General features: G+C 74.2%; 28 protein-coding genes. 16 read left to right on the forward strand and 12 right to left on the reverse strand.

Going from position 1 to position 26,024, the window contains the following annotated elements; translation table 11 throughout:
* Positions 1-54 precede the first annotated feature (54 nt).
* Positions 55-939 carry a glutamate ABC transporter substrate-binding protein gene (locus tag HPC71_RS03535; RefSeq protein ID WP_230083999.1) on the reverse strand — a complete coding sequence of 295 codons (885 nt, stop codon included), beginning with the start codon at positions 937-939 and terminating at the stop codon, positions 55-57.
* A 56-nt stretch (positions 940-995) separates the two neighbouring features.
* A complete protein-coding gene (locus HPC71_RS03540; RefSeq protein WP_154613738.1) occupies positions 996-1,763 on the reverse strand; it encodes an amino acid ABC transporter ATP-binding protein in 768 nt (255 codons plus the stop codon).
* A 137-nt stretch (positions 1,764-1,900) separates the two neighbouring features.
* Here HPC71_RS03540 and miaB point away from each other — a divergent pair, with 137 nt between their 5' ends.
* A complete protein-coding gene (gene miaB / locus HPC71_RS03545) occupies positions 1,901-3,379 on the forward strand; it encodes a tRNA (N6-isopentenyl adenosine(37)-C2)-methylthiotransferase MiaB (protein WP_154613739.1) in 1,479 nt (492 codons plus the stop codon).
* 21 nt (positions 3,380-3,400) lie between these two features.
* Here miaB and HPC71_RS03550 read toward each other — a convergent pair whose 3' ends face one another.
* The 7 genes from HPC71_RS03550 to HPC71_RS03580 form a co-directional block, all read right to left on the reverse strand.
* On the reverse strand, positions 3,401-4,027 hold the full coding sequence (locus HPC71_RS03550; RefSeq protein WP_154613740.1) for a hypothetical protein: 627 nt from the start codon (positions 4,025-4,027) through the stop codon (positions 3,401-3,403).
* A gap of 104 nt (positions 4,028-4,131) precedes the next feature.
* Positions 4,132-4,482 carry a hypothetical protein gene (locus HPC71_RS03555; protein ID WP_154613741.1) on the reverse strand — a complete coding sequence of 117 codons (351 nt, stop codon included), beginning with the start codon at positions 4,480-4,482 and terminating at the stop codon, positions 4,132-4,134.
* Positions 4,479-4,781, reverse strand: a complete 303-nt coding sequence (locus HPC71_RS03560; protein WP_154613742.1) for a hypothetical protein — start codon at positions 4,779-4,781, stop codon at positions 4,479-4,481. Before HPC71_RS03560 ends, HPC71_RS03555 begins: the two co-directional genes overlap by 4 nt.
* Entirely contained in the window at positions 4,781-5,293 is a 513-nt protein-coding gene (locus HPC71_RS03565) for an NUDIX hydrolase (RefSeq protein ID WP_253943883.1), read from the reverse strand. Before HPC71_RS03565 ends, HPC71_RS03560 begins: the two co-directional genes overlap by 1 nt.
* Positions 5,277-5,459, reverse strand: a complete 183-nt coding sequence (locus HPC71_RS03570; protein ID WP_154613743.1) for a hypothetical protein — start codon at positions 5,457-5,459, stop codon at positions 5,277-5,279. The genes HPC71_RS03565 and HPC71_RS03570 overlap by 17 nt, the downstream gene beginning before the upstream one ends.
* On the reverse strand, positions 5,456-5,614 hold the full coding sequence (locus HPC71_RS03575; protein WP_154613744.1) for a hypothetical protein: 159 nt from the start codon (positions 5,612-5,614) through the stop codon (positions 5,456-5,458). Before HPC71_RS03575 ends, HPC71_RS03570 begins: the two co-directional genes overlap by 4 nt.
* Before the next feature lie 34 nt (positions 5,615-5,648).
* Positions 5,649-5,816, reverse strand: a complete 168-nt coding sequence (locus tag HPC71_RS03580; protein ID WP_154613745.1) for a hypothetical protein — start codon at positions 5,814-5,816, stop codon at positions 5,649-5,651.
* A gap of 47 nt (positions 5,817-5,863) precedes the next feature.
* Between HPC71_RS03580 and miaA the strand changes: the two genes are divergently transcribed.
* The 7 genes from miaA (at position 5,864) to HPC71_RS03615 (ending at position 12,946) form a co-directional block, all read left to right on the forward strand.
* Positions 5,864-6,856 (forward strand): tRNA (adenosine(37)-N6)-dimethylallyltransferase MiaA, encoded by a 993-nt coding sequence (miaA, locus tag HPC71_RS03585; RefSeq protein ID WP_154613746.1) that lies wholly within the window; start codon positions 5,864-5,866, stop codon positions 6,854-6,856.
* A complete protein-coding gene (locus tag HPC71_RS03590) occupies positions 6,853-7,845 on the forward strand; it encodes a serine hydrolase domain-containing protein (protein WP_154613747.1) in 993 nt (330 codons plus the stop codon). Before miaA ends, HPC71_RS03590 begins: the two co-directional genes overlap by 4 nt.
* A gap of 255 nt (positions 7,846-8,100) precedes the next feature.
* The gene (locus HPC71_RS03595; protein ID WP_154613748.1) at positions 8,101-8,655 is read left to right on the forward strand and encodes a dihydrofolate reductase family protein; all 555 of its coding nucleotides are present in this window, start codon (positions 8,101-8,103) and stop codon (positions 8,653-8,655) included.
* 90 nt (positions 8,656-8,745) lie between these two features.
* Positions 8,746-10,572 carry a gamma-glutamyltransferase gene (ggt, locus tag HPC71_RS03600; protein WP_154613749.1) on the forward strand — a complete coding sequence of 609 codons (1,827 nt, stop codon included), beginning with the start codon at positions 8,746-8,748 and terminating at the stop codon, positions 10,570-10,572.
* A 32-nt stretch (positions 10,573-10,604) separates the two neighbouring features.
* Complete coding sequence (locus HPC71_RS03605) at positions 10,605-11,252, forward strand: pyridoxamine 5'-phosphate oxidase family protein (protein ID WP_171896103.1); 648 nt, start codon at positions 10,605-10,607, stop codon at positions 11,250-11,252.
* 4 nt (positions 11,253-11,256) lie between these two features.
* Positions 11,257-12,141, forward strand: a complete 885-nt coding sequence (gene dapF / locus HPC71_RS03610; protein WP_154613987.1) for a diaminopimelate epimerase — start codon at positions 11,257-11,259, stop codon at positions 12,139-12,141.
* A gap of 28 nt (positions 12,142-12,169) precedes the next feature.
* Positions 12,170-12,946: an SDR family NAD(P)-dependent oxidoreductase gene (locus HPC71_RS03615; RefSeq protein ID WP_154613750.1), complete on the forward strand. Its 777-nt coding sequence runs from the start codon at positions 12,170-12,172 to the stop codon at positions 12,944-12,946.
* 72 nt (positions 12,947-13,018) lie between these two features.
* On the opposite strand, the gene HPC71_RS03620 is transcribed toward HPC71_RS03615, so the two are convergent.
* Complete coding sequence (locus HPC71_RS03620; protein ID WP_216656532.1) at positions 13,019-13,618, reverse strand: nucleoside/nucleotide kinase family protein; 600 nt, start codon at positions 13,616-13,618, stop codon at positions 13,019-13,021.
* A gap of 92 nt (positions 13,619-13,710) precedes the next feature.
* Between HPC71_RS03620 and hflX the strand changes: the two genes are divergently transcribed.
* Positions 13,711-15,234: a GTPase HflX gene (hflX, locus tag HPC71_RS03625; protein WP_154613988.1), complete on the forward strand. Its 1,524-nt coding sequence runs from the start codon at positions 13,711-13,713 to the stop codon at positions 15,232-15,234.
* A gap of 47 nt (positions 15,235-15,281) precedes the next feature.
* Here the strand turns inward: hflX and HPC71_RS03630 are convergent, their stop codons facing one another.
* Both HPC71_RS03630 and HPC71_RS03635 read right to left on the reverse strand, forming a co-directional pair.
* A complete protein-coding gene (locus HPC71_RS03630; RefSeq protein ID WP_171896105.1) occupies positions 15,282-16,943 on the reverse strand; it encodes an amidase in 1,662 nt (553 codons plus the stop codon).
* The gene (locus HPC71_RS03635) at positions 16,936-17,199 is read right to left on the reverse strand and encodes a hypothetical protein (protein ID WP_171896106.1); all 264 of its coding nucleotides are present in this window, start codon (positions 17,197-17,199) and stop codon (positions 16,936-16,938) included. Before HPC71_RS03635 ends, HPC71_RS03630 begins: the two co-directional genes overlap by 8 nt.
* Positions 17,200-17,437: 238 nt before the next feature.
* Between HPC71_RS03635 and HPC71_RS03640 the strand changes: the two genes are divergently transcribed.
* From HPC71_RS03640 to HPC71_RS03670, 7 genes are all read left to right on the forward strand, one after another.
* The gene (locus HPC71_RS03640) at positions 17,438-18,145 is read left to right on the forward strand and encodes an SGNH/GDSL hydrolase family protein (RefSeq protein WP_154613753.1); all 708 of its coding nucleotides are present in this window, start codon (positions 17,438-17,440) and stop codon (positions 18,143-18,145) included.
* A 52-nt stretch (positions 18,146-18,197) separates the two neighbouring features.
* Positions 18,198-19,406 carry an ROK family transcriptional regulator gene (locus HPC71_RS03645; protein ID WP_216656533.1) on the forward strand — a complete coding sequence of 403 codons (1,209 nt, stop codon included), beginning with the start codon at positions 18,198-18,200 and terminating at the stop codon, positions 19,404-19,406.
* A 229-nt stretch (positions 19,407-19,635) separates the two neighbouring features.
* The gene (locus HPC71_RS03650; RefSeq protein WP_154613754.1) at positions 19,636-20,955 is read left to right on the forward strand and encodes an ROK family transcriptional regulator; all 1,320 of its coding nucleotides are present in this window, start codon (positions 19,636-19,638) and stop codon (positions 20,953-20,955) included.
* A complete protein-coding gene (locus tag HPC71_RS03655) occupies positions 20,952-22,502 on the forward strand; it encodes a sugar ABC transporter ATP-binding protein (RefSeq protein ID WP_216656534.1) in 1,551 nt (516 codons plus the stop codon). The genes HPC71_RS03650 and HPC71_RS03655 overlap by 4 nt, the downstream gene beginning before the upstream one ends.
* Positions 22,499-23,572: an ABC transporter permease gene (locus tag HPC71_RS03660; RefSeq protein ID WP_154613755.1), complete on the forward strand. Its 1,074-nt coding sequence runs from the start codon at positions 22,499-22,501 to the stop codon at positions 23,570-23,572. The genes HPC71_RS03655 and HPC71_RS03660 overlap by 4 nt, the downstream gene beginning before the upstream one ends.
* Positions 23,573-23,653: 81 nt before the next feature.
* The gene (locus HPC71_RS03665) at positions 23,654-24,706 is read left to right on the forward strand and encodes a substrate-binding domain-containing protein (protein ID WP_154613756.1); all 1,053 of its coding nucleotides are present in this window, start codon (positions 23,654-23,656) and stop codon (positions 24,704-24,706) included.
* A 109-nt stretch (positions 24,707-24,815) separates the two neighbouring features.
* Positions 24,816-25,997 (forward strand): Gfo/Idh/MocA family protein, encoded by a 1,182-nt coding sequence (locus HPC71_RS03670; RefSeq protein WP_154613757.1) that lies wholly within the window; start codon positions 24,816-24,818, stop codon positions 25,995-25,997.
* The last annotated feature ends 27 nt before the right edge of the window (positions 25,998-26,024 follow it).

A 26,024-nucleotide genomic window follows, 5' to 3' on the forward strand; every position in this document is an offset into this window, starting at 1 on the left:
AGGTGCAAGGACCGGGGCGGCTCTGGGAGCCGCCCCGGTCACGGACGTGCAGGATCAGGCGCACTCGTCGAGCACAGGCGGCTCCGGGGTCTCGGAGCCGGACTTGCCGAGGGTGACCTCGAAGGCCTCGGCCCACGAGCCGTCCTCGAAGGACTCGGTCAGGACCTCGTTGATCCACTCGCACATCTCGGGGGAGTCCTTGGAGTACCCCACGCCGATCCGCTCCTCGGAGAACTCGTCGCCGACGACCTTGAGCTGGCCCTCGTTCGCGGCGGCGTAGCCCATCAGGATCGAGCCGTCGGTCGACATCGCCTCGACGGTGCCGTCCAGGACCTTCTCGACGCACTCGGAGTAGCTGTCGAAGCCGACGCCCTTCATGCCCGCGGCGTTGATGTTGTCGATCGAGGTCGAGCCCGTCACCGAGCAGACCTCCTTGCCCTGGAGGTCCTCGGGACCCTCCACGTTGCTGTCCGCGGGGACGAGCAGCTGCTGGCCGGTGACCATGTAGGGGCCGGTCTGGCCGACGACCTTGCGGCGGTCGTCGGTGATCGAGTACGACGCCAGGACCAGGTCGACCTTGCCGTTCTCCAGGAAGGGCTCGCGGTTGTCGGAGACGGTCTCGACGTACTTCACCTTGGAGGTGTCGTTGGGGTCGATGCCGAGGTCGGCGACGAGCAGCTTGGCGATCTCCACGTCGAAGCCGGAGGGCATGTCGGCCGCGGCGTCCATGAACCCGAGCCCAGGCTGGTCGTACTTCACCCCGACGTTGATGGTGCCCGCCTCGGCGAGCTCCTTCATCCGGGTGCCGTCCTCGAACTTGTCGGCGGCGTTCTCCTCGGCCTGGACGTCGCGTCCGTCGGAATCGCTCCCGGCGTCGCCGCACGCGGCGAGCGACAGCGCGAGGCCGATGGCTGCGACCGCAGCCTTGGTTCGGGTCATGCGCATGTTCTCTCCTTCTGCCGAGCCGGGGGTCCGGCTCGTGGTCCGTGGATGGATCAGTGCTTGAGGATCTTGCCGAGGAAGTCCTTGGCCCGATCGCTCTGCGGGTTGGTGAAGAACTGCTCGGGCGCTGCTTCCTCGACGATCGCGCCGTCGGACATGAAGACCACCCGGTCACCAGCGGTGCGGGCGAAGCCCATCTCGTGGGTGACCACGACCATCGTCATGCCCCGCTGGGCCAGGTCGACCATCACCTCGAGGACCTCCGAGATCATCTCGGGGTCCAGGGCCGACGTCGGCTCGTCGAAGAGCATGACCTTGGGCTCCATCGCCAGGGCGCGGGCGATCGCGACGCGCTGCTGCTGGCCGCCGGAGAGCTGGGCGGGGTACTTCGCGGCCTGGTGGGCGACGCCGACCCGGTCGAGCAGCTCGAGGGCCCGCTTCTCGGCGGCGTCCTTCTTCTGGCCGCGGACCTTGATCGGGCCGAGGGTGACGTTCTCGAGGATCGTCTTGTGGGCGAAGAGGTTGAAGCTCTGGAAGACCATGCCGACCTCCGCGCGCAGGTTCGCCAGGGCCTTGCCCTCCTGCGGCAGCGGCTCGCCGTCGAGGCTGATCGTGCCCTTGTCGATCGTCTCGAGGCGGTTGATCGTGCGGCACAGGGTCGACTTGCCCGACCCGGAGGGGCCGATGACGACGACGACCTCACCCCGGTGGATGGTCAGGTCGATGTCGCGGAGCACGTGCAGGTCGCCGAACCACTTGTCCACGTGGCTCAGCACGACCAGCGGCTCGGCGGAACCCTCCGTCGTACGGCGTGTCGTCATGTCGCTGGAGACTACTCACTCCTGCCACGACCGGGCCATGTCTGGCGCTGGGGCGCCTCCGACCGGAACCCGATCGTGACCTCGGCCGACGCGGGATTCCGCGGCGCCGCGCGCCGCGCCGTACCCTGGGAGACGCTATGTCGACGCCCCGCACCTACGAGGTCCGCACCTACGGGTGCCAGATGAACGTCCACGACTCCGAGCGGCTCACCGGCCTGCTCGAGGGTGCCGGGTACGCCGCCGCGCCGACGGGCGAGCAGGCCGACGTCGTCGTCTTCAACACCTGCGCGGTCCGGGAGAACGCCGACAACAAGCTCTACGGCAACCTCGGCCACCTCGCGCCGGTCAAGGCCGCCAAGCCCGGCATGCAGATCGCCGTCGGCGGCTGCCTGGCGCAGAAGGACCGCACCACGATCACCGAGCGCGCGCCGTGGGTCGACGTCGTCTTCGGCACCCACAACATCGGCTCGCTGCCGGTGCTGCTGGAGCGGGCGCGGGTCCAGCAGGAGGCCCAGGTCGAGATCCTGGAGAGCCTCGACGTCTTCCCGAGCACGCTGCCCACCAAGCGCGAGTCGGCGTACGCCGCGTGGGTCTCGGTCTCGGTCGGGTGCAACAACACCTGCACCTTCTGCATCGTCCCGGCGCTGCGCGGCAAGGAGAAGGACCGCCGCCCCGGCGACATCCTCGCCGAGGTCCGCGCGCTCGTCGCCGAGGGCGTCACCGAGGTGACCCTGCTGGGCCAGAACGTCAACGCCTACGGCGTGGAGTTCGGCGACCGGCAGGCCTTCTCCAAGCTGCTGCGCGCCTGCGGGGAGATCGAGGGCCTCGAGCGGGTCCGGTTCACCAGCCCGCACCCCGCGGAGTTCACCGACGACGTCATCGAGGCGATGGCCGAGACCCCGAACGTGATGCCGAGCCTGCACATGCCGCTGCAGTCCGGCTCGGACCGGGTGCTGCGCGCGATGCGCCGCTCCTACCGGTCCTCGAAGTTCCTGGGGATCATCGACCGGGTCCGTGCCGCGATCCCGGAGGCCGCGATCACCACCGACATCATCGTCGGCTTCCCCGGTGAGACCGAGGAGGACTTCCTCGAGACGCTGCGGGTGGTCCGCGAGTCGCGGTTCGCCAGCGCCTTCACCTTCCAGTACTCCAAGCGCCCCGGCACCCCGGCCGCTGTCCTCGACGACCAGGTCCCGCCCGACGTGGTCAAGGACCGGTACGGCCGGCTGGCCGACCTGGTCAACGAGATCGCCTGGGAGGAGAACAAGGCGATCGTCGGTCGCACCGTCGAGCTGATGGTCGCCGAGGGCGAGGGCCGCAAGGACGCCGAGACGCTGCGCCTCTCCGGCCGCGCGCCCGACAACCGGCTGGTGCACTTCGCCGCCCCGGACCCCCGGCTGGGCACGCCGCGACCCGGGGACATGGTCACCGCCGAGGTCACCTACGCCGCGCCCCACCACCTGGTCGCCGACCGCGTGCTGGCCGTGCGGCGTACCCGCTCCGGCGACGCCTGGGAGGCTCGCACCGCCGCCCCGGCCGCGCCCTCCGGGGTCTCGCTGGGCATGCCGTCGCTCGGCGTGCCTGCGCCGCTGCCGGCGGCGCCCGCCTGCGGCTGAGGCCGCCCGGGCCGGCGGGTCTCAGGAGCCTGCCGCGGCCCAGGAGTGGTAGGCCCCGGCGATGCCGGTGACGATCCGCTCCATCCGCGAGTAGGGGACGTCCGCGCGCTCGTCCGGCACGCCGAAGGTGACCGCGGTGACCTCGACCTCGAGCACCGTGCCCGTCCCCACCCGGGTCAGCCCGGTGACGTAGCGGTCGCCGAGCGCGACCCCGCGGTGCACCAGCACCTGCCCGCCGGGGAGGTCCACCCACCGGCCGTCCTCCTCGTAGACCGTGGCGACACGCACCTCGTCGGCCCAGGAGCCGAACAGCGGCCGGGCCCGCCACTCGACGGCGTGCGGGTCCTCGTAGTCGCGCACCCCGTTGCAGCGGAAGTCCTCCGCGGTCCCGTCGCCGGCGGGGACGTCGATGTCGGTGCCGGTCCACCCGGACAGCGCGGCGGAGGTGATGACGAAGCACGGGTCGTCGGCAGGGTCCGGCGCCCGGTCCTCCGCCGGGTCCTCCGCCGACGTCGGGCCGGGGCGGGTCGGGCCGGGCAGGACCCGGGCGTCGCCCTCGGTCACCGCCCACCACACCACCGAGGCGGTGAGGAGCGCGAGGACGCTGATGATCCAGGGGCCGACGCCCTCGCGGAGGCGGCTGCGCATGGCCGGTGTCTACCCGCCCGTGACGCGGCCGAACCTCCCGGCGGACGCCGGGAGGTTCGGTCAGCGGTCGGTCAGCGGTCGGTCAGCGGGCGGTCAGAGGGCGGTCAGAGGTCGGGCTTGGCGTCGAAGGGGTGGTCCGCCGAGCGCGGGTCCTTCGAGGGGTAGCCGGCCTTGGGCCGTACGGGGTCGGGGTTGGCCTCCGGGCCGCCCGCTGACTGCTCGGGAGGTACGTCGTCCGCGTCCGCCTCGTTGCCCGTCTCGTCCCCGGGCTCCGCGACGGAGTTGTCGCGGACGCCGTCGGTGCTGGTCTGGCCGGGGCCGGCGTGGCCGACCCGCTCGGAGCTGACGCCCATCCCGCCCGCGGCGCCCTGCGGCCCGGTGGCGTTGGGATTCGAGGCGCGCAGCGGCTCGGCGAGGTCGGGGTCGACCGGGGGCTCCCCGGGCAGGTCGCTCACTCCGCCTTCCCCTGCTCGGCGGCGCCCTCGTCCTGCGCGCCGGCCTCGGCCGGGCTGGCCTCGGTCGCCTCGGTGGAGGTGTCCTCGGAGCCCGACATCTGCTCCTGGAGCGTGTCGGGCGTGCTGTCGTCGATGGCCGGGTTCTCGGCCGGGGTCAGGTCCGGGATCGTCCGCTCGTCGGCGGCCGCGACCGGCTCCTCGACCGCGTCGGCGCCGCCCGGGTTGGGCTCGCCGGGCTCGATCTGGGGGTCGGGCATGGGAGCGAGCTCCCCCGTCCCGGTGTCGGTCTGGTCGGACATCAGTCCTCCTCGTCGAAGCCGAAGGTCGAGTACGGCGTGCTGGTACCCGACCGGATGCCCCGCAACACGGCCGCCTCGTGCGGCACGACGGGGTCGGGCAGGGCGTCGAGCGGCCACCACCGCAGGTCGGCGGCCTTGTCCTGCTCGACCACCCGGGGCTCACCGGTCCAGGTGCGGGCGGTGAAGAAGAAGTCGACCCGCTCGTCGATCGGCAGGTCGTGGGCGGTGCGCTGCATGGCCGTCACGAAGGTCAGGTCGAGCCCGTCGATGCCGAGCTCCTCGCGCGCCTCGCGGTGGGCGGCGGCGTACGCCGTCTCGCCGCGCTCGACGTGGCCGGCGGCCGCGGCGGCCCAGTGGTCGTCCATGTAGCCGGTCCCGCGGCGCAGCTGGAGCAGCACCTCGGTGCCGCGGGAGCCGTCGCGGAGCAGGAAGACGTACGCCGCGGGGACCACGACGAACCGGCCGTGCAACGGGTCGGGCTCGTGCGCGCTCGGCTCACTCAGGGCGGTCACCGTGCCGGTGGTCGGCCTCGGAGCCGGCGACCGGCTCCTCGAGGTGGGCCTCGTCGACCTCGCCGCGGGGCTCGCGGTCGGCGTCGGTGGGGGCCGCCGGCTGGTCCTCGCGCAGCGGCGTGCCGGGCGCGCTGTCGGCCACGCCCTCGGGGGTCTGGTCGCTCACGCCGGCTCCTCCTCGTCGGGGGTCTCGTCGTTCGGGGTGGCGGCGGGCTCGCCGGTCGCGCCCTCGTAGACGGTGCCCGTGTCGGGCGACTCCGGCTCCTCGGGGGCGTACTCGTCGGCCTCGTTCTCGACCTGCTCGGGGTTGGTCTCGCTCATGCGCCGGCTCCTGTCGCTCGCTGATCGGGATCGGTCACTGGCTGGGCTCGGGGAACGACGTCTCGGCGTTCTCCTCGCGGACGTCCTCCTCGGCGGGCGACGGCTCCTGGCCGTCGGGCAGCTCGCTGCCGTGCTCGCCGGGCGGCTGCTGATCGGCGTCGAGCAGGGGCTCGTCGCGCTCCTCGGGGATCGGGGCGGTCATCGGTGCCCTCCATCGTCTCGGCTGCGGTTCCTTGTCACACTAGCCACATGCGGTCGACCTCAATCCCGGCCGTCGACGAGACCCCCGACGAGACCGCCGCCGAGACCGCCGACACCGCGGAGACGGCCGCGACGCCGATCGTCGCCGTGGTCGGCGCGACCGCCAGCGGCAAGACCGCGCTCTCCCTCGACCTCGCCGAGCGGCTCGGCGGCGAGGTGGTCAACACCGACGCGATGCAGCTCTACCGCGGCATGGACATCGGCACCGCCAAGGTGCCGCCGGCCGAGCGCCGCGGCATCCGCCACCACCTGCTCGACCTGCTCTCGGTGCGCGAGCCGGCCTCGGTCGCGCAGTTCCAGGGCTGGGCGCGCGCGACGATCGCGGACCTGCGGGCCGCCGGCCGGGTGCCGGTGCTGGTCGGCGGTTCGGCGCTCTACACCCGCGCGGTGCTCGACCGCTTCGAGTTCCCCGGCACCGACGACGCGGTCCGCGCCCGGCTCGAGGCCGAGCTCGCGGAGGTCGGCCCGGCCGCGCTGCACGCCCGCCTCGCCGAGGTCGACCCCGAGGCGGCCGCACGGATCCTGGTCGAGAACGGCCGCCGTACCGTCCGCGCGCTGGAGGTCGTCGAGATCACCGGGCGCCCGTTCAGCGCGTCGCTGCCGCAGCTGGAGTACGTCGACCCTGCCACCGTGCAGATCGGCGTGGACATCGACCGGCCGGCCCTCGACGCCCGGATCGAGCAGCGGGTCGACGCGATGTTCGCCGCCGGCCTCGTCGAGGAGGTCGCCCGCCTGCTCGACGAGGGGCTCGCCGAGGGGAGGACCGCGAGCCGCGCCATCGGGTACGTCGAGGTGATGGCCCACCTCGCCGGCGAGCTGACCCTGGCCGAGGCGCGCGAGCGGACCGTGATCGCCACGCGCCGCTTCGCCCGCCGGCAGGACGCGTGGTTCCGCAAGGACCCGCGGGTGGTGTGGGTCCGCCACGACGACCTCGACCGGGTCGAGCGCGCGCTGGAGGCGATCGGCAGGGTGGGGGCATGAGCCGCACCCGAGCGACCCCGTCCGTCGAGGAGCTGCTGGCCCGGCGCCGGGACGACGGCGCCGGCGTCGTCGTCGCGATCCGCACGCCCGCCGGGACGAGCTACCACGCCCGCGGCGAGCTGCCCGACGGCCGCGCCTCGCTGCTCGAGATCGGTTCGGTCACCAAGACGATGACCGCGCTGCTGCTCGCCGACCTGGCCCGCCAGGGCGTCGTCGGCCTCGACGACCCCGTCGCCGACCACCTGCCGGTCGCACCACCGGTCAAGGGTCGGCCGATCACGCTCCGCGACCTGGCCACCCACCACTCCGGCCTGCCGCGGCTGCCCCGCGGTGCGCTGGTGCCCGGGCTCACCACCCACCGGCACGACCCGTATGCGCGCTACGACGAGGCGACCCTGTCCGCGGCCGTCCTCGCCACGTGGCCGAGGGTCGAGCCGGGTCGCCGCTTCGGCTACTCCAACCTCGGCGGCGGCCTCCTCGGCTGGGCGCTGGCGAGGGCGGCCGGCACCGACTACGCCACGCTGCTGGCCGACCGGGTGACCGGCCCGCTCGGGCTCGTCGACACCGGCGTCGACCTGCCGCCCGGCCAGGAGCGCCGGCTCGCACCCGGGCACGGCTGGCGCGGCCGGCCCGCCGGGCGGTGGGACCTCGCGCTGCTCGCCGGCGCCGGGGGCGTGGTCTCGACCGCCGCGGACATGCAGCGCTACGTCGGCGCGTTCGACACCTCGTACGACGGGCCGCTCGCCGCGGCCGCCGCCGACACCCGCGCCGCGCAGCACCCCGCCGGCCGGGTCGGACCGGTGCAGGTCGGCCTGGGCTGGCTGCTCGCGCCCGACGGGATGCTCTTCCACGACGGCGGGACCGGCGGCTACCGGTCCTTCGTCGGCTCGCGCCCCGACCTCGGCGTGTCCGTGGTCGTCCTCTCCGCGCGGGCCCGCGGGCTCACCGGCTTCGGCCTGCTGCTCCTGCGCGCCGCCGTAGCGGGCTGAGCCGCCGCGCGCGGGTCGTGTGCCCCGTGACGCGGTCGGGCGCGTCCTCGGGCACACGACCCGTCTCGGCTGACGCGTGCGGAAGCTTCATCGGCCGGCCGATGAACCTCCCGGTTGGACGATGAAGTTCCATCGGCCCACCGCCAGTTCCATCGGCCGGCCGACAAACCTTCCGGCCGAGCGGCCGACCCCGTCGCGGGCTGAGCCGCCGGGCGCGGGTCGGGGGCAGACTGGCCCGGAGCGAGGAGGCCCCCGATGACCCGCACCGTCTACTACGCCGCCACGACCCTGGACGGCTTCCTGGCCGACGAGCACGACTCGCTGGACTGGTTGCTGACCCAGCCGCTCGAGGAGGGCGGGATGCTCGACTACGGCTCGTTCATCGGCGGCATCGGCGCGCTGCTCATGGGCCGGACGACCTACGAGTGGGTGCTCGCCCACGGCGCCGAGACCGGCGAGGCGTGGTCCTACACCCAGCCGACCTGGGTGATGACGCACCGCGAGGACCTGCCTGCCGCGAGCGAGCAGGTGCGGTTCGCGGCCGGCGACGTGCGTGAGGTCCATGGCGCGATGGTGGCGGCCGCCGGGGACAAGGACGTCTGGGTCGTCGGCGGGGGAGACCTCGCCGGCCAGCTCGCCGACGCGGGCCTGCTCGACGAGGTGCTGCTCTCGATCGCGCCGGTGACCCTCGGGGCGGGGCGCCCGCTGCTGCCGCGCCGCCTGGACCTGCGGCTGACCTCGCACGGGCGCAACGGCGCGTTCCTCTGCGCGACGTACGACGTCGTCGGCCCGCGCGCCGGGCCTGGCTGAGCAGGGGCCCGAGCGGGCACCTCGACAACTGTCGGTGGTCGGGGCCACAGTGGCCGGACCGCCTCGTCGCGGATCTCTCGGGAGGAACCCATGCGCCGTCTCGCCGCCGTCCCCGTCCTGGCCCTGCTCGCGCCCGCCCTCGTGGCGCTGCCGGGCGCTCCGCCCGCCGCGGCCGAGCCGGGGCCGCCCAAGGTGCCCACCGCGGTCGGCACCGGCGGCGCGGTCAGCTCGGTCGACCCGGAGGCGACGCGGGTCGGCCTCGCGGTGCTCCGCTCCGGTGGCAACGCCGCCGACGCGGCCGTGGCGACCGCCGCGGCGCTGGGGGTGACCGAGCCCTACAGCGCGGGCATCGGCGGCGGTGGCTACTTCGTCCACTACGACGCCTCGACCGGCAAGGTCGCCACGATCGACGGCCGGGAGACCGCGCCCGCCGGCATCGAGCCCGACGCGTTCGTCGACCCGGCGACCGGCGAGCCGTACCGGTTCACCCCCGAGCTGGTCACCAGCGGCGTGAGCGTCGGCGTGCCGGGCACGCCCGCGACGTGGCAGCGCGCGCTGGACCGCTGGGGCACCCGCTCGCTGAAGCAGGTCCTGGGCCGGCCGGCCGCGCTGGCCCGCCGCGGGTTCGTGGTCGACGCGACCTTCCGGCAGCAGACGGCGGACAACCGCGCGCGGTTCCGCGCGTTCACCTCGACCAAGCGGCTCTTCCTGCGCGACGGCCGGCTGCCGGCCGTCGGCGAGCGGTTCCGCAACCCGGCCCTCGCCCGCACCTACGACCTGCTGCGCCGCGACGGGCTCGAGCCGTTCTACCGCGGCGCGATCGGCGCCGACGTCGTCCGCGCGGTCCGCCGGCCCCCGGTGACCGCTGGCACCGACCTGCCCGTCCCGCCGGGCACGATGACCCGCCGCGACCTGCGCGACTACCGCCTGCGCGAGCGGGCCGCCACCCGCACGACCTACCGCGGCCTCGACGTGCACGGCATGCCGCCGTCCTCCAGCGGCGGCTCGACGGTCGGCGAGGCACTGGAGATCCTCGAGCGCCACGACCTCGCCGCGATGGACGACGCCCAGGCGCTCCACCTCTACCTCGAGGCCAGCGCCCGGGCCTTCGCCGACCGGGCGGCGTACGTCGGCGACCCGGCGTTCGTCGACGTCCCGCTGGCCGACCTGCTCTCGCCCACCTTCGCGGCCGAGCGGGACTGCACGATCGACCCCGAGCGGGCCGCCGAGAAGCCGGTCGAGCCGGGCGACGTGACCTCCTACGACGGGGAGTGCGCGACCGACGCCCCGGCCGCGCCGGTCGAGGCGCCCGACACCGAGAACGTCGAGACCACCCACCTGGTCGTCGCCGATCGCTGGGGCGACGTCGTCTCCTACACGCTGACCATCGAGCAGACCGGCGGCTCGGGCATCGTGGTGCCCGGCCGCGGCTTCCTGCTCAACAACGAGCTCACCGACTTCACGACCGTGTACGACGCCGCCGACCCGAACCGGATCCAGCCCGGCAAGCGCCCGCGCAGCTCGATGTCGCCCACGATCGTGCTCCGCGACGGCAAGCCGGTGCTGGCCCTCGGCTCGCCCGGCGGCTCGACGATCATCACCACGGTGCTCCAGCTGCTGGTCGAGCGCTTCGACCGGGGCCGCACGATCGCCGAGGCGATGGCCGCGCCGCGCGCCTCCCAGCGCAACACCGCGACCGTGACCGCCGAGCCGGGCTTCATCGACGCCTACGGGCCGCTGCTCGAGGCCTACGGGCACCGGCTCGTCCCGGCCGGCGACGCGCTCACCAGCGCCGCCGAGATCGGCGCGGCCGCGGCGGTCGAGATCGGCCCGGGCGGGCTGCTGACCGCCGTGGCCGAGCCGGCCCGGCGCGGCGGCGGCTCGGCGGGCGTCGTCCGCCCGCAGCGATCGCCGTGAGGTGAGGGGGCGGCGCGGACTACCGTGGGATCGTGACCGAGACCGCCGCCCCCGCCGCCAGCGAGATCAGCAGCGTCGCGGAGCTCGTCGCGCTGCTGGGCGAGCCGAACCAGCGGGCCCGGGACAAGTCGCGACCGGCGCTGCTGCCGGTCGATCGCGCCTGGCTGGCGGCCTCCCCGTTCTGCGTGATGGCCACCAGCGACGCCGAGGGGCGCTGCGACGCCTCGCCGAAGGGCGACCCGCCCGGCCAGCTGGTGCACGTCATCGACGACCGGACCATCGCGCTCGCCGAGCGGCCGGGCAACCGGCGCGCCGACGGCTACCGCAACATCCTGGTCAACCCCCACGTCGGGCTCACCTTCTTCATCCCCGGTCGCGGCGACACCCTGCGGATCAACGGCCGCGCCCGGCTGGTGCGCGACGCGCCGTGGTTCGACGAGCTGGTCGTCAAGGGCCACCGGCCGCTGCTGGCGGTCGTGGTGGACATCGAGGACCTGTTCTTCCACTGCGCGAAGGCGTTCCTGCGCAGCGGGCTGTGGCAGCCGGAGACCTGGGACCCCGAGGCGAAGGTCCCGCGCCGGGCGCTCATCGCCAAGGAGGTCGAGGCGAACGGCATGGACATCGCCCAGCTCGACGACTACTACCGGCCCGAGAACTACGGGAAGAGCCTCTATGAGTGAGCCGATGCCCTACCCGTTCCTCAAGGGGCACGGCACCGAGAACGACTTCGTGCTGCTGCCCGACCACGACGGCACGCTGCACGGCGACCTCGACCCCGCGCGGGTCGCGCGGCTGTGCGACCGGCGCGCGGGCATCGGCGGCGACGGCGTGCTCCGGGTCGTCCGCACGGCGGCGTACGCCGCGGCGCGCGAGCACGTGGACCCCGCCGAGGCGGAGTGGTTCATGGACTACCGCAACAGCGACGGCTCGCTCTCGGAGATGTGCGGCAACGGCGTGCGGGTCTTCGCCCGGCACCTGCTGGAGGAGGGGCTCGTCGATCCGGGCCGGCCGATCCCGGTCGGCACCCGGGCCGGGGTGAAGGTGATCGAGGTCGAGGGCGACCGGATCACCGTCGACATGGGCCGCCCCGGCCTGCACGGCGCCACCGAGGTCGCCGTCGGGGCGACCCGCTGGCCGGCCGCGCACGTCGACATGGGCAACCCGCACGCGGTCGCCTTCCTCTCCGCGGGCCAGACGCTCGCCGCCGACGGGCCGGTCGGGTCGCTGACCGCGGAGCCGGCCTACGACCGGGCGGTCTACCCGCACGGGGTGAACGTGGAGTTCGTCGAGCGCCGCGGGCCGGGCCACGTGGCGATGCGCGTCCACGAGCGGGGGTCGGGGGAGACCCGCTCCTGCGGCACCGGCGCGTGCGCGGTCGCGGTCGCGGTCGCCCTGGCCGACGGCCGCGGTCCGGGCGCTGCGGTGGACGACGGCGCCGGCGGGGCCGGCCCGGCGACGTACCGGGTGGACCTGCCGGGCGGCACGCTGGAGATCACCTGGACCGCCGAGGACCGGGTGTTGATGAGCGGTCCGGCGGTCGTGGTGGCGCGCGGAACCACCGCCCTGTAGGGCTCGGCGGGCCACTACAGTCCGCTGCATGGAACTCAACGGAGCCAGTGCCATCGTCACGGGCGGAGCGTCGGGCATCGGCGCTGCCTGCGCCCGCCAGCTCGCCGCCCGCGGGGCCGTCGTGGTCGTCGCGGACCTCCAGGCCGACAAGGGTGAGGCGCTCGCCTCGGAGATCGGCGGTGTCTTCGCCCAGGTCGACGTGACCGACAGCGAGCAGATCGCCGGCGCCGTGCGCGCCGCCGCCGAGATCGCGCCGCTGCGCGCGGTCGTCAACTCCGCCGGCATCGGCTGGGCCGCGCGCACCATCGGCCGCGACGGCACGCTGGAGTCGGCCCACGACCTCGACGCCTTCAAGAAGGTCGTCGCGATCAACCTGGTCGGCACCTTCGACATGGTCCGCCAGGCCGCGACCGTGATGAGCACCCAGGAGCCGACCGCGACCGGCGAGCGCGGCGCGATCGTCAACCTCGCCTCGGTCGCGGCGTTCGACGGCCAGATCGGCCAGGCGTCGTACTCCGCCTCCAAGGGCGGCGTCGTCGGCATGACCCTCCCGGTCGCCCGCGACCTCTCCGCCGCCGCGATCCGCCTCAACACCGTCGCCCCGGGCCTGATCGAGACCCCGATCTACGGCGAGGGCGAGGGCGCCGAGGCGTTCAAGGCCAAGCTGGGCGAGAGCGTGCTGTTCCCCAAGCGCCTCGGCACCCCCGACGAGCTGGCCTCGATGGTGCTGGAGTGCCTGACCAACTCCTACATGAACGCCGAGACCATCCGCGTCGACGGCGGCATCCGGATGCCCCCGAAGTGATCCCCGCCTGACCGACGCCTCACCACGAGACGCCTCGTGATGCCCACCGTGCGCCCTGGCGCACTCCTGGCATCACGAGGCGTTCGTCGTCCCGGTGAGGTCGACGACGCGGTCGGCCCGGGAGGCGGCCGCCTCGACCAGCCGCGCGTTCGGCTCGTCGACCCGCGCGACCCACGCCCGGGCCTCCTCGGGGGTCTTGCCGTGCCGCACGTGCCGCGCGACCAGCCGTTCGCGGCGCAGGTCGTCGTCGAGACGGAGGTGCCAGACCTCGTCGAGCTCGGCCCGCACCGCACGCCACCGGGGCTCGTCGAGCAGCAGGTAGTTGCCCTCGGTCACCACGACGCCGGCCGCGGGCACCGCGATCGCCCCGGCGAGCGGCTGCTCCAGGTCGCGGTCGAACGCGGGGGCGACCACCGCCGGCTCGCACCCGCGCACCCGGCGCAGCAACGCGGCGTACCCCTCGGCGTCGAAGGTCTCCGGCGCGCCCTTGCGGTCGCGCAGCCCGCGCCTGGCCAGCTCGACGTCGGCGTAGTGGAAGCCGTCCATCGGGACCACCGCCAGGCCGTGGGCCGCGGCGAGCGCGGCGGCGGCGGTGCTCTTGCCTGCGCCGGGCGCGCCGGTGAGGCCGAGCAGGCGGATGCCGGAGGGCAGCGCGGGGAAAGGGTTGTCCACGGGCCCAGTCAACCGGGCATAGTGGAGGTGCCGGGAGCGTTGAGGCTCCCGAGATGACGCTGAGCACCACACCTGGCAAGACACGGAGGCACATGACCAACGCGGACGCACGGGACTTCTCGCTCGACACCGAGCTGGAGGAGACCCGCGGCTGGGACGAGGACGACACGGACCTGCTCGAGACCGAGGACGACTTCGAGTCCGGGTACGCCGACGAGCCCGACCCCGACGAGCCCGACCCCGAGGAGCTGACCACCGGTCAGCTCGACCTCGCCGAGCGCCACGAGCTGCGCCGGGTCGCGGGGCTGCGGACCGACCTCGAGGACATCACCGAGGTCGAGTACCGCCAACTGCGCCTCGAGCGCGTCGTGCTGGTGGGCGTGTGGACCGACGGCACCGTCCAGGACGCCGAGAACTCCATGACCGAGCTCGCGCTGCTCGCGGAGACGGCCGGCTCGGAGGTGCTCGACGCGATCTACCAGCGCCGGCAGAAGCCCGACCCGGCGACGTACATCGGCCGCGGCAAGGTCGAGGGGCTCAAGGAGATCGTCGCCGCCACCGGCGCCGACACCGTGATCTGCGACGGCGAGCTCGCGCCCAGCCAGCTGAGGAACCTCGAGGACCGGCTCAAGGTCAAGGTCGTCGACCGGACCGCGCTGATCCTCGACATCTTCGCCCAGCACGCGAAGTCCAAGGAGGGCCAGGCGCAGGTCGAGCTGGCCCAGCTGACCTACCTCAAGCAGCGGCTGCGTGGTTGGGGTGGCAACCTGTCGCGCCAGGTCGGTGGCCGCGCCGCCGGCGGTGTCGGCATCGGTGGCCGTGGCCCCGGTGAGACCAAGATCGAGACCGACCGGCGCCGGATCAACACCCGGATCGCCAAGCTGCGTCGCGAGCTGCGCGAGATGAAGGGCACCCGCGACACCAAGCGGCAGGAGCGGCGCCGCCACCAGATCCCGGCGGTCGCGATCGCCGGCTACACCAACGCCGGCAAGTCCTCGCTGCTCAACCGGCTCACCGACGCCGGGGTGCTGGTCGAGGACGCGCTGTTCGCGACGCTGGACCCCACCACGCGGCGTACGACGACGGCCGACGGCCGGGTCTACACGATGTCGGACACCGTCGGCTTCGTGCGGCACCTGCCCCACCAGCTCGTCGAGGCGTTCCGCTCCACGCTGGAGGAGGTGGCCGACGCCGACCTGATCCTCCACGTCGTCGACGGCTCCCACCCCGACCCCGAGGGGCAGATCGCCGCGGTGCGCGAGGTCTTCGCCGAGATCGGCGCGGACCAGGTGCCCGAGCTGGTCGTCATCAACAAGGCCGACGCGGCCGACCCGATGGTGCTGGCCCGGCTCCAGCAGCGCGAGCCGCACTGCGTGGTCGTCAGCGCCAAGACCGGCGAGGGCATCACCGAGGCGCGGAGCGTCGTCGAGGGCGAGCTGCCCCGGCCGGGCGTCGAGTTCTCCGCGCTGCTGCCTTATGAGCGCGGCGACCTGATCAACCGGCTCCACCAGCACGGCGAGATCGACTCCGTCGAGCACACCGCCGACGGCACGATCGTCCGCGGCCGCGCCAACGAGGACCTCGCCGGCGAGCTGGCGGCGTACGCGCTGGTCTGACCGACGGGCCGCTGTGGGGGCGCCTCGCGCCCCCACAGCGGCCGCCCTCACTCGAGGTCGTCCGGCTCGTCGAGCGCGGGCACGGTGGCGACCCGCCGAGCAGCCCGCCCCGGTCCCGCGGCATCGGCCCGCCCGGCGGAGGTCGGGTCCGGCGGGCGGACCAGGTGGAAGGTGGTCTCCGCCTGGAAGGCGGCGGCGACGGAGAGCAACCGCTGCTCGCCGAAGGGTGCCGCGCCGAGGGTGACGCCGCGCGGCACCGTGTACCCGGTCGTCGGGTCGGGGCTGAAGCCCGTCGGCATGCACAGCAACGGGAAGCCCACCGAGTCGAAGGCGCCGGTGGAGGTCGTGAACAGCACGTCGCAGGAGCTGAAGACCTGCGCCATCATCCGCTGGGCCAGCAGCAACCGCGCCTGCTGGACCCGGATGTAGGTGTCACCCGACTGCAGCATGCCGTTGAGCATCCGCGGCAGCCGCTGGGCGAAGGGGCGCACGTCCTCGCGCAGCTTGTCGATGAACGCCGGCGTCGGCTCGGCGTACGAGCCGCCCAGCGGGTTGGCCGTCAGCGCGTCCCAGTCGTCGGGGATGGTGACCTCCCCGATGACCGAGCAGTTGTGCATCCGCTCCAGCGTGCGCAGGGTGGCTGCGCGCATCTTGTTGGTGGCCTCGTCACTCGTGGTCAGGTAGCCCGGCCAGTAGCCGATCCGGGTCTTCCACCGCAGCGCGGTGCGCTTCCCCCGGACGACCGGGGTGGCGGCCCGGATGTAGTCCGGAGCGGCGGGGAGTCCCTGGGTCCGCGGGTCCTTCGGGTCCGGCGCGGCCAGGACCTGGAGCAGCATCGCCGCGTCCATCGCGTCCCGGCACATCGGGCCGACGTGGTCACGGGTGAACGTCAACGGGATGACCCCGTGCAGCGACGTCCGCCCGAAGGTCGGCTTCACCGCCGTCAATCCTTCCGCGACCGCCGGCCCCATGATCGACCCACCGGTCTGGGTGCCGATGCCGGCCGTGGCGATGCGGGCGGCGACCGCCGCGCCCGGCCCCGAGGACGAGCCGGCCGGGCTGTACCGCACGTCGTCGGGGGTCCAGGCGTTCCTCGTCGTGGGGATCTCGGTGCCGTAGACGGTCGCTCGGCCTCCCGCCAACGGGCCCATGCTCGCCTTCCCGAGCACCAGGCCGCCCGCCCTCCGCAGCAGCTTGATCGCCGTCGCGTTGTAGGTGGGCCGGAAGCCCTGGTAGACCAGCGAGCCACCCTCGGTGAGCAGGTCGCGGGTGTAGAAGTTGTCCTTCGGCGCCAGCCCGATCCCCGCGAGGGGACCGACCCGCGAGACCCGCCGCTCGGCCAGCGCGACCAGCGCCTTCCGCGACGGGCGGTCGACGTAGGCCTGGTAGACGTCGTCGTGCTCCTCGATCCGGTCGACGTAGGCATGCACCATGTCCGCCGCGGTCAGCCGGCCCTTCCGGATGTAGCCCACGATCTGCGCCGCCGTGAGCTCGGTCAGGTCGCCCTTCGGCTTCCCCTTCACCTCCGGCAGCGGGCTCGAGGGCCCCGCGGGGCCGGTCCTGGCCAGCGCGGGTGCGGCCGGCAGCACGGCGCCCGCGGTCGCGGCTGCTGACGTCCAGGCGATCCGGTTCACCACCCAGCGCCGCGAGACACCGACGTCCTGGGGCTCGTCGTCGTGGTGAAGGGACGGGCTCGGCGTGTCAGCCACGGGAGTCCTCCGTCCAGGCCTCGAGGAACGGGGCCGGGTAGAGCGCCGGGGCATGGAACTGGGGGTCGAGGGGGAAGTTCGCCGCGACGACATCGTCACGGACCGTCCTGCGAGCGTCCTCGAGCACCCGCCGCTGGTCCATGACGGCAGTCGGGTCGTCGGCGGGAAGGACCGAGATGTCGATCCCCATGAGGGCGTACCGGGTCAGGATGTAGGTGTTCAGAGCAGCGTCGTCGGGTGGCGTGGGGGCAGCCATCGGGAGCCTTTCGAGCGGCGGTCGTGGGGTGGCGCAGACTGTTCCGCCGCCCGCGACCGGCCCGGTTTCCGCGCGGAAACATCTCGGTGTCGGCCGAGGGCCGGACGTAAAATCCGCCACCCGTCCCTGAGGTGCTCCGCGGCCCTGTCGTGCGTCGTGGCCGGAGGATGTGCGGGATCTCCACAACGGTCGTGCAACAAACCTCGCGCACGGGCGGGGAGTGGCGCACGATCGGTGGGTGCTCCTCGCCCGTCGTCCGTCCGGACGCACCGTCGCGCTGGCGGTCTGCCTGCTGCTGCTCGTCGGCATGCTGCTGGTGCAGCTCGCCGAGCGTGCGCGCGGTGACGGCGCGACCCGGTGCGAGCGGTTCGCCGCCGACTCCGCCGCGCGCGCGGAGCTCATCAGCGGCGAGGGTCCCGACGTCGTCGTGATCGGCGACTCGTGGTCGGCCGGGCTGGGGCTGGAGGAGAGCGGTACGTCGTGGCCCTCGCGGCTCGCGGGCCGGGTGCGGGTCGCGGGGTTCTCCGGCTCGGGGTTCAGCGCCGACGCGAGCGGCTGCGGCCCGGAGGTCGCGTTCGCCGCCCGCGCCGCCGGCGCCCTGGGTGGCGGGGCCGACCTGGTGGTGATCGAGGGCGGCCTCAACGACGTCGACCAGCCCGACGCGGCGATCCGCCTCGGCTTCGAGCGGCTGCTCACCCGGGTCGAGGCGCACGCGGGCGGGGCGCCGGTCGTGGTGGTCGGCCCGGCGGCCGCGCCGTCGCGCGCCGGGCGGGTGCCGCGGGTGGACCGGCTGCTCGCCGACCTCGCTGAGCAGCACGCGGCGACGTACGTCCCCACCAGCGGGCTGTCGCTGGACTACCTCGACGACCGGCTCCACCTGACGCCGGAGGGCCACGCGGCCTTCGGCGACGCCGTGGCCGACGCGATCGCCGCCGCCGGCCTCTGAGCGCGACGCGGGACCGGCCCCACGCGGGTCGCCCGCGTGCCATCATGCGCGGGTGCGTCACTCCCTGGCCGGTCGGGCCGAGAGCCCGATGCAGGCCCGGCTGCTCGCCCGCCTGCGCGACGACGGCCCGCTGTCCAAGGCCCAGCTGGCCGACCGGCTCCAGGTCTCCCGCACGACCGTCGCCGCCGAGGTCGGTCGCCTGGTCGAGCTCGGCCTGGCGCAGGAGGCCGGGCCCGCCGCGTCCCGGGGCGGGCGCCGCTCGACGATGGTGGACCTGGCCGGCGACATCCGCTTCGTCGGCATCGTCATCGGCGCCACCGGCCTCTCGGTCGGCGTCACCGACGGCCGGCTGGCGGTGCTCGCCACCCGGCACCTCGCCTGCGACATCCGGCAGGGCCCCGAGGTCGTGCTCGGCGCCGCGCTCGCGGCGGTCCGGGAGGTGCTCGACGAGCTCGGCGTGGACCACCCGATGGGGGCCGGGATCGCCGTGCCGGGGCCGGTGGACTTCCACCGCGGCGTCCCGGTGGCGCCGCCGATCATGCCCGGGTGGGACGGCTACCCGGTGCGCGACGCGGTCTCGCGCACCCTCGGCTGCCCGGTGCTGCTGGACAACGACGTGAACGTGCTCGCCATCGGCGAGCAGCACGCGGGCGTCGCGCGCAGCGTCCGCGACTTCCTCTTCGTCAAGATCGGCACCGGCATCGGGTGCGGCATCGTCATCGACGGCGAGCTCTACCGCGGGGTCGACGGCTGCGCCGGCGACATCGGCCACATCCGCGTCGACGACTTCGGGCCGGCCTGCGCCTGCGGCAACACCGGCTGTCTGGAGGCCTTCTCCGGCGGCGCGGCCCTCGCCCGCGACGCCACCGCCGTCGCCCGCGGCGGCCGCTCGCCCTTCCTCGCCGACCTGCTGGAGGAGAACGGCGCGCTCACCGCCGCCGACGTCGGGCTGGCCGTGCAGCGCGGGGACGCCCAGGCCGTCCAGCTGATCCGGGAGAGCGGACGGCGGGTCGGGCAGGTGCTCGCCACGCTCGTGTCGTTCCTCAACCCCGGCATGATCGTCATCGGCGGTGGGGTGACCGGGGTCGGCCACGCGCTGCTCGCGGAGATCCGCGGGGTGACCTACGGCCGCTCGCTGCCGCTCGCCACCGGCAGCCTCCCCATCGTGCTGAGCGAGCTCGGCGACGAGGGCGGCGTGGTCGGTGCGGCCCGCCTGATCAGCGGCTCGGTGTACGCCCCGCTCGCCAGCCGCCGCGACTGAGCTCCGTCCGCCGCCGACGCCGACCGACCTGGGTTCGCGCGGTCGGGCGGGCCGCGCGCCGTCCGGTATCCGGTGACACCCACCTACTTTGTCCAGTCGGTTCGCAAAGTCGTACCTGAATCTGCGGAACTTTCGCCCGAAGTGCTTGTGCAGGCGACGCGCAGCCACCTAGTTTGTCGCGCACCAGCACAAATGTGTGGCATGGGTCACACAAGCGGGAGGGTCGGCGATGACGTCCAGCGCCCCGGTCGCTCCCCGGCCCGCCACCACCGCCCCGCCCACCAACCCGACCACCGCGACGACCGCCGCCGGCCGGCCCACGGTGGTCAGCGACCAGGTGGCCCTGCGCCGCGACCGGCTCTCCGCCGTGCTCCACCGGCTGCGCGACGCCGGCCCCCGTTCGCGGGCCCGACTCGCGGGTGACCTCGGGCTGACCCGCTCCGCCGCCTCCAGCCTGGTCGCCGAGCTGGAGGAGCGCGGCCTGGTCCGCCGCGCCGGCGTCGAGCGCCGCAGGGTCGGTCGCCCCGGCACGACCGTCGAGCTCGACGGCCGGCGGGTGGTCGGGCTGGGCGCCGAGATCTCCGCCGCCCACGTCAGTGCGATCGCCGTCGACCTCTCGGGCGGGGTCGTCGCCGAGCACCGCTGCCCGGTCGACGTCGCCCGGCTCGGCCCCCTCGGTGCGGTCGACCTGCTCGCCGGGCTGGTCCGCGAGGCCGAGCGGGGCGTCGGCGCCGCAGGTGGCACGGTCGTGGGCCTGGCCGTCGGGGTGGCCGGCCTGCTCGACACCGCCCGCGAGGAGCTCGTCGTCGCGCCGAACCTCGGCTGGCGCGACGTACCGCTCGGAGCCCTGCTGCGCGACCGGCTGCCGGTGTCCTACCCGGTCGCCGTGGACAACGACGCCAACCTGGCGGCGACCGCCGAGGCGGTGGCCGGCGACCCGGCCCGCCGGGACGTCGTCGTGATCTACGCCGAGGGCGGGGTCGGCGGCGGCATCGTCGCCGGCGGCCGGCTGCTGCGCGGCCGGCACGGGTACGCCGGCGAGTTCGGCCACATCACCGTCGACCCGCAGGGCCGCCGGTGCGCGTGCGGCCGGATCGGCTGCTGGGAGACCGTCGTGGGGCTGCGCGCGCTCCTCGACGCCGCCGCCGATCCCGACGACCGCGTGCACGACCCGGCGGTGCCGGTCGAGGAACGGCTCGCCGAGATCGAGCGCCGCGCCGACCTGGGCGACGCCCGCACCCTCGCGGCGCTGGACCAGGTCGCCACCGGCCTCGGCGTCGGCGCCGCGGTCCTCGTCAACGCCCTCAACCCCGCCGCGGTGGTCCTCAGCGGCTACTTCGCCACGCTCGGCCGGCACCTGCGCCCGGCCGTGGAGGCCCAGCTCGCCGCGGGCGTCCTCGCGCCCGACTCCGGCGGCACCCACGTCTCGATCTCCTCCCTGGGCCGCCGGGCCGCCGTCCGCGGGGGCGCGGACGTGGCGCTGGCGGCCGTCTACGCCGACCCCACCCTCGTCCCGCGCCGCGCCGGCGCCCCGGAAGGAGCCCGATGAGCGAGCCGACGCCGCCCGCGGCCGGCCAGGACCGCCGAGCCGAGGCCCCGCTGCTGCAGATGAGCGGCATCGTCAAGGAGTTCCCCGGAGTGCGCGCGCTCGGCGGGGTCGACCTCGACGTACGACCCGGGGAGGTGCACTGCCTGGTCGGCCAGAACGGCGCGGGCAAGTCCACCCTGATCAAGGTGCTGGCCGGCGCCTACCAGCCCGACGAGGGCGTCATCTCCTGGGACGGCGCCGAGACCCAGCTGCCGACCCCGCAGTCGGCGATGCGGCTGGGCATCTCCACGATCTACCAGGAGCTGGACCTGGTCCCCGACCTCTCGGTCGCCGAGAACATCTACCTCGGTCACGAGCTCTCCCGCGGCGGCTTCAGCCAGCGCGCCCGCACCATCGCCGCCACCCGCGACCTGCTCGCGCGGCTCGGCCACGGCGAGATCTCGGCCACCCGCGCGGTCGGCAGCCTCTCCCCGGCGGCGCAGCAGGTGGTCAGCATGGCCCGGGCGCTCTCGCAGAACACCCGCCTGCTCGTCCTCGACGAGCCCTCCGCGGTGCTCGACCAGGGCGAGGTCGACAACCTGTTCCGCGTCGTCCGCGGGCTCACGGCCGAGGGCGTCGCGGTCGTCTACATCTCCCACCGGCTCGAGGAGATCCGCCGCATCGGCGACCGGATCACCGTCCTCAAGGACGGCAGCACCGTGGCGACCGGCCTGCCCGTGGAGGGCACCCCGACCTCGGAGCTGATCCGGCTGATGACCGGCCGCTCGATCGAGTACGTCTTCCCGCCGCGCCCGGAGACCCCGCCCACGCGCGGCGAGCCGGTCCTCGAGGTCGAGGGCCTCGCGCTGGCCGGCACCTTCACCGGGGTCGACCTCACCGTCCACGCCGGCGAGATCGTCGGCCTGGCCGGCCTGGTGGGTGCGGGCCGCTCGGAGATCCTCGAGACCGTGTACGGCGCCCGCCGGGCCACCGCCGGGACCGTGCGCGTCGACGGCCGGACGCTGCGGCGCGGCTCGGTCCCCGCCGCGGTCCGGGCCGGCATCGGCCTGGCCCCCGAGGAGCGCAAGAGCCAGGCGCTGCTGCTGGACCAGGCGGTCTACCGCAACATCACGGTCTCGAGCATGACCCGGTTCGCGCGCGCCGGGTTCCTGCGCGGGGACGCCGAGCGGCGCCGCGCCGAGGAGCTGACCCGCTCCCTCGACGTACGACCCACCGGCGTCGAGCGCGCCGTGCGCACCCTGTCCGGCGGCAACCAGCAGAAGGTCGTGCTGGCCCGCTGGCTGCTGCGCGAGTGCCGCGTGCTGCTGCTCGACGAGCCCACCCGCGGCGTCGACGTCGGCGCCCGCAGCGAGATCTACCAGCTGGTCCGCACCCTCGCGGACTCCGGCGTCGCCGTCCTCGTGGTCTCCAGCGAGGTGGAGGAGGTCCTCGGCCTCGCGGACCGCGTCCTCGTCGTCCGCGAGGGCGTGGTGGTGCACGAGTCCGAGGCCGGCCAGATCGATGAGTCCCGGGTCCTGGACCTGGTCATGGAAGGACGAGTGGCATGAGCGAGAGCCCGATCCAGGTCTCCGACCCCCGCGGCGGCGCCGACCGCGCCGCGACCGAGCGCGCCGAGCGCGAGGCGGCCGAGGCCGGCCGACCGCGGGGGAGGGGGCGGGCGCTGCTGGGCTCGGGCCTCGGCCGCAACCTGGGCCTCGTCGTCGCGCTGGTGCTGCTGTGCATCGTCGGCGCGGTGTCGGCCGGCGACCGCTTCACCTCGACGGACAACGCGCTGACGATCCTGCGCCTGGCCGCGACGCTGGGCGTGGTCAGCATCGGCATGACCTTCGTGATCACCGGCGGCGGCATCGACCTGTCGGTCGGCGCGATCCTGGCGCTCTCCTCGGTGTGGGCGACCACGCTGGCGACCCAGCAGATGGCCAACGACACCCACTGGCTGGTGATGGTGGGCGCGGCCCTCGGGGTCGGCGCCGGGTGCGGGCTGATCAACGGGCTGCTGATCGCCTACGGCGGGGTCGTGCCGTTCATCGCGACGCTCGCGATGCTGGCCAGCGCGCGCGGCCTGGCCGAGATCATCTCCAACCGGCGTACCCAGATCGTCGACGTGCCCGCGTTCCGCGACTTCTTCGGCGCCGAGGTGATCGGCGTGCCGGTCATCGTGCTGCTCTTCGTGCTCGTCGCGATCGGCGGCTGGGTGTTGCTGAACCGCACGACGTTCGGCCGGCGGACCCTGGCGGTCGGCGGCAACCCCGAGGCGGCGCGCCTGGCCGGCATCAACGTCCAGCGCCACACCGTCTACCTCTACGTGCTGCTCGGGGTCTGCTGCGGCATCGCGGCGCTGATCCTCATCTCCCGCACCAGCACCGGCAGCTCGACCCACGGCACGCTGCTCGAGCTCGACGCGATCGCGGCCGTCGTCATCGGCGGCACCCTGCTCTCCGGCGGCCGCGGCACCATCGCCGGCACCGTCCTCGGGGTGGTCATCTTCACCACCCTGACCAACGTCTTCACCCTCAACAACCGCTCCATCTCCGAGCAGTCGCTGCTCAAGGGAGCGATCATCGTCGCCGCCGTCCTGCTCCAGCAGCGCCTGGCGTCGCGCAGCACCAGCACCTGACCGCCGGCGCCGCCGCCCGGCGTCGCCTGCACCGACCTCCGGGTCCTGCACCTCCCGTCACCACCACCAAGGAGCAGCACGATGACGTCCCTCCCGTACCCCAAGAAGCTCGGCACCGGTCTCGTCGCCGGCGTCGCGGTCCTGTCCCTGGCCGCCTGCACCAGCAACGACACCGGCGACTCCGAGGAGGACCTCGGCGGCGGCTCCTCGCAGGCGGAGGCCGGCTCCAACGACGAGGCGGGCGAGGAGGTCGTCATCGGCTTCTCCGCCCCCGCGGCCGACCACGGCTGGATGGGCTCGATCACCGAGTCCGCCCGCAAGGTCGCCGACCAGTACGACGACGTGGAGCTGCGGGTCGCCGAGGGCACCAACGACGTCAACCTGCAGATCAGCCAGGTCGAGACCTTCATCAACGAGGGCGTGGACGCGATCGTGCTGCTGCCCTTCGACGGCGCCGCGATGACCCCGGTGGCGCTCAAGGCGATGGAGGCCGGCATCCCGGTGATCAACGTCGACCGCGAGTTCGACGATCCGAACGCCGCCCGCGTCACCGTCCTCGGCGACAACTACGGCATGGGCGTCTCCGCCGGGCAGTACATCTGCGAGCAGGTGGGCGAGGGCGACGCCGTCATCGCCGAGATCGCCGGCATCGACTCCCTGCCGCTGACCCAGGACCGCAGCCAGGGCTTCAAGGACGCCCTGGCCGAGTGCGGGCAGAAGGTCGACAACCGGGTCGCCGCCAACTTCACCGTCGAGGGCGGTGAGGCGGCCGCCTCGAACCTGCTGCAGGCCGCGCCGGAGATCGACGCCATCTGGAACCACGACGACGACCAGGGCGTCGGCGTGCTCGCGGCGATCGAGAACGCCGGCCGCGACGAGTTCTTCATGGTCGGCGGCGCCGGCTCGTCGAACGCGATGCAGTCGATCAAGGCCGGCGACGGCGTCCTCCAGGCGACCGTCGTCTACCCCTCGACGCAGGCGGCGGACGGCGTGAAGCTGGCGCGCCTGCTGGTCCAGCAGAAGGCCCTCGGCGACCTGGTGGAGGTGGAGGTGCCGCGCATGGTGCAGCTCTACGCCCCGGTCGTGACCGCCGACAACGTCGACCAGTTCATCGACACCGCGTTCCAGTCCTGAGCCGCACCGTCGACTCCCCGCGCACCCGTCCGGGCCGGGCCGCCACCCGGCTCCGGCCCCGGACGGGCCGCGGGGAGGCCGTCGCCCCCACCGCTGAAACGAGACGACGATGACCCACCCCACCGCCCGGCCGCGGCTCTCGGTCGCCATGATCGGGCACGCCTTCATGGGCGCCGCGCACTCCCAGGCCTGGCGCAGCGCCCCCCGCTTCTTCGACCTCCCGATGGACCCGGTCATGCAGGTGGTGTGCGGCCGCGACGCGGCCCGCGCCGCCGAGGCGGCCGAGCGGCTGGGCTGGGCCGGGTCGAGCGACGACTGGCGCTCGGTGCTCGAGCGCGACGACGTCGACCTGGTCGACGTCTGCACCCCCGGTGACACCCACGCCGAGATCGCGGTCGCCGCGCTGGAGGCCGGCAAGCACGTCTTGTGCGAGAAGCCGCTGGCCAACACCGTCGCCGAGGCCGAGCAGATGGTCGCCGCCGCGGAGCGTGCGGCCGCGCACGGCGTACGCGCGATGGTCGGCTTCACCTACCGCCGGGTGCCGGCGGTGGCCCTGGCCCGGCGCCTGGTCGAGCAGGGGCGGATCGGCGAGGTCCGCCACGTCCGCGCGCAGTACCTCCAGGACTGGATCGCCGACCCGGAGGCCCCGCTGTCGTGGCGCCTGGACCGGGAGCGGGCCGGCTCCGGGGCCCTGGGCGACATCGGCGCGCACATCATCGACCTGGCCCAGCACATCACCGGCGACCGGATCCAGGAGGTCTCCGGACAGCTGGAGACCTTCGTCAAGGAGCGGCCGCTCGCCGCGGAGCACTCCGGCCTCTCCGGCACCGCCTCCGCCGAGCGGGGACCGGTGACCGTGGACGACGCGGCCGTCTTCATCGCCCGCTTCGCCGGCGGCGCGCTCGGGACCTTCGAGGCCACCCGCTTCGCCACCGGCCGGAAGAACGCGATCCGGGTCGAGGTCAACGGCTCCGCCGGCAGCCTGGCCTTCGACTTCGAGGACATGAACGTCCTGGAGCTCTTCGATGCCACCGAGCCGGCCGAGACCGCCGGCTTCCGCCGGATCCTGGTCACCGAGGCGACCCACCCCTACGTGGCCGCCTGGTGGCCCGCCGGCCACGGGCTGGGCTACGAGCACGCCTTCACCCACCAGGTCGTCGACCTGGTGGACGCCATCGCCGCCGGCACCGACCCCGCGCCCGGCTTCGCCGAGGGCCTGCAGGTCCAACGCGTCCTCGCCGCGGTCGAGACCAGCTCCGACACCCGCGCCTGGCAGACCATCCCCGCCTGACCCGCGCCTGACCCGCCCCGCGACGTA

The sequence above is a fragment of the Nocardioides marmotae genome (genome assembly GCF_013177455.1).
Taxonomy (GTDB): domain Bacteria; phylum Actinomycetota; class Actinomycetes; order Propionibacteriales; family Nocardioidaceae; genus Nocardioides; species Nocardioides marmotae.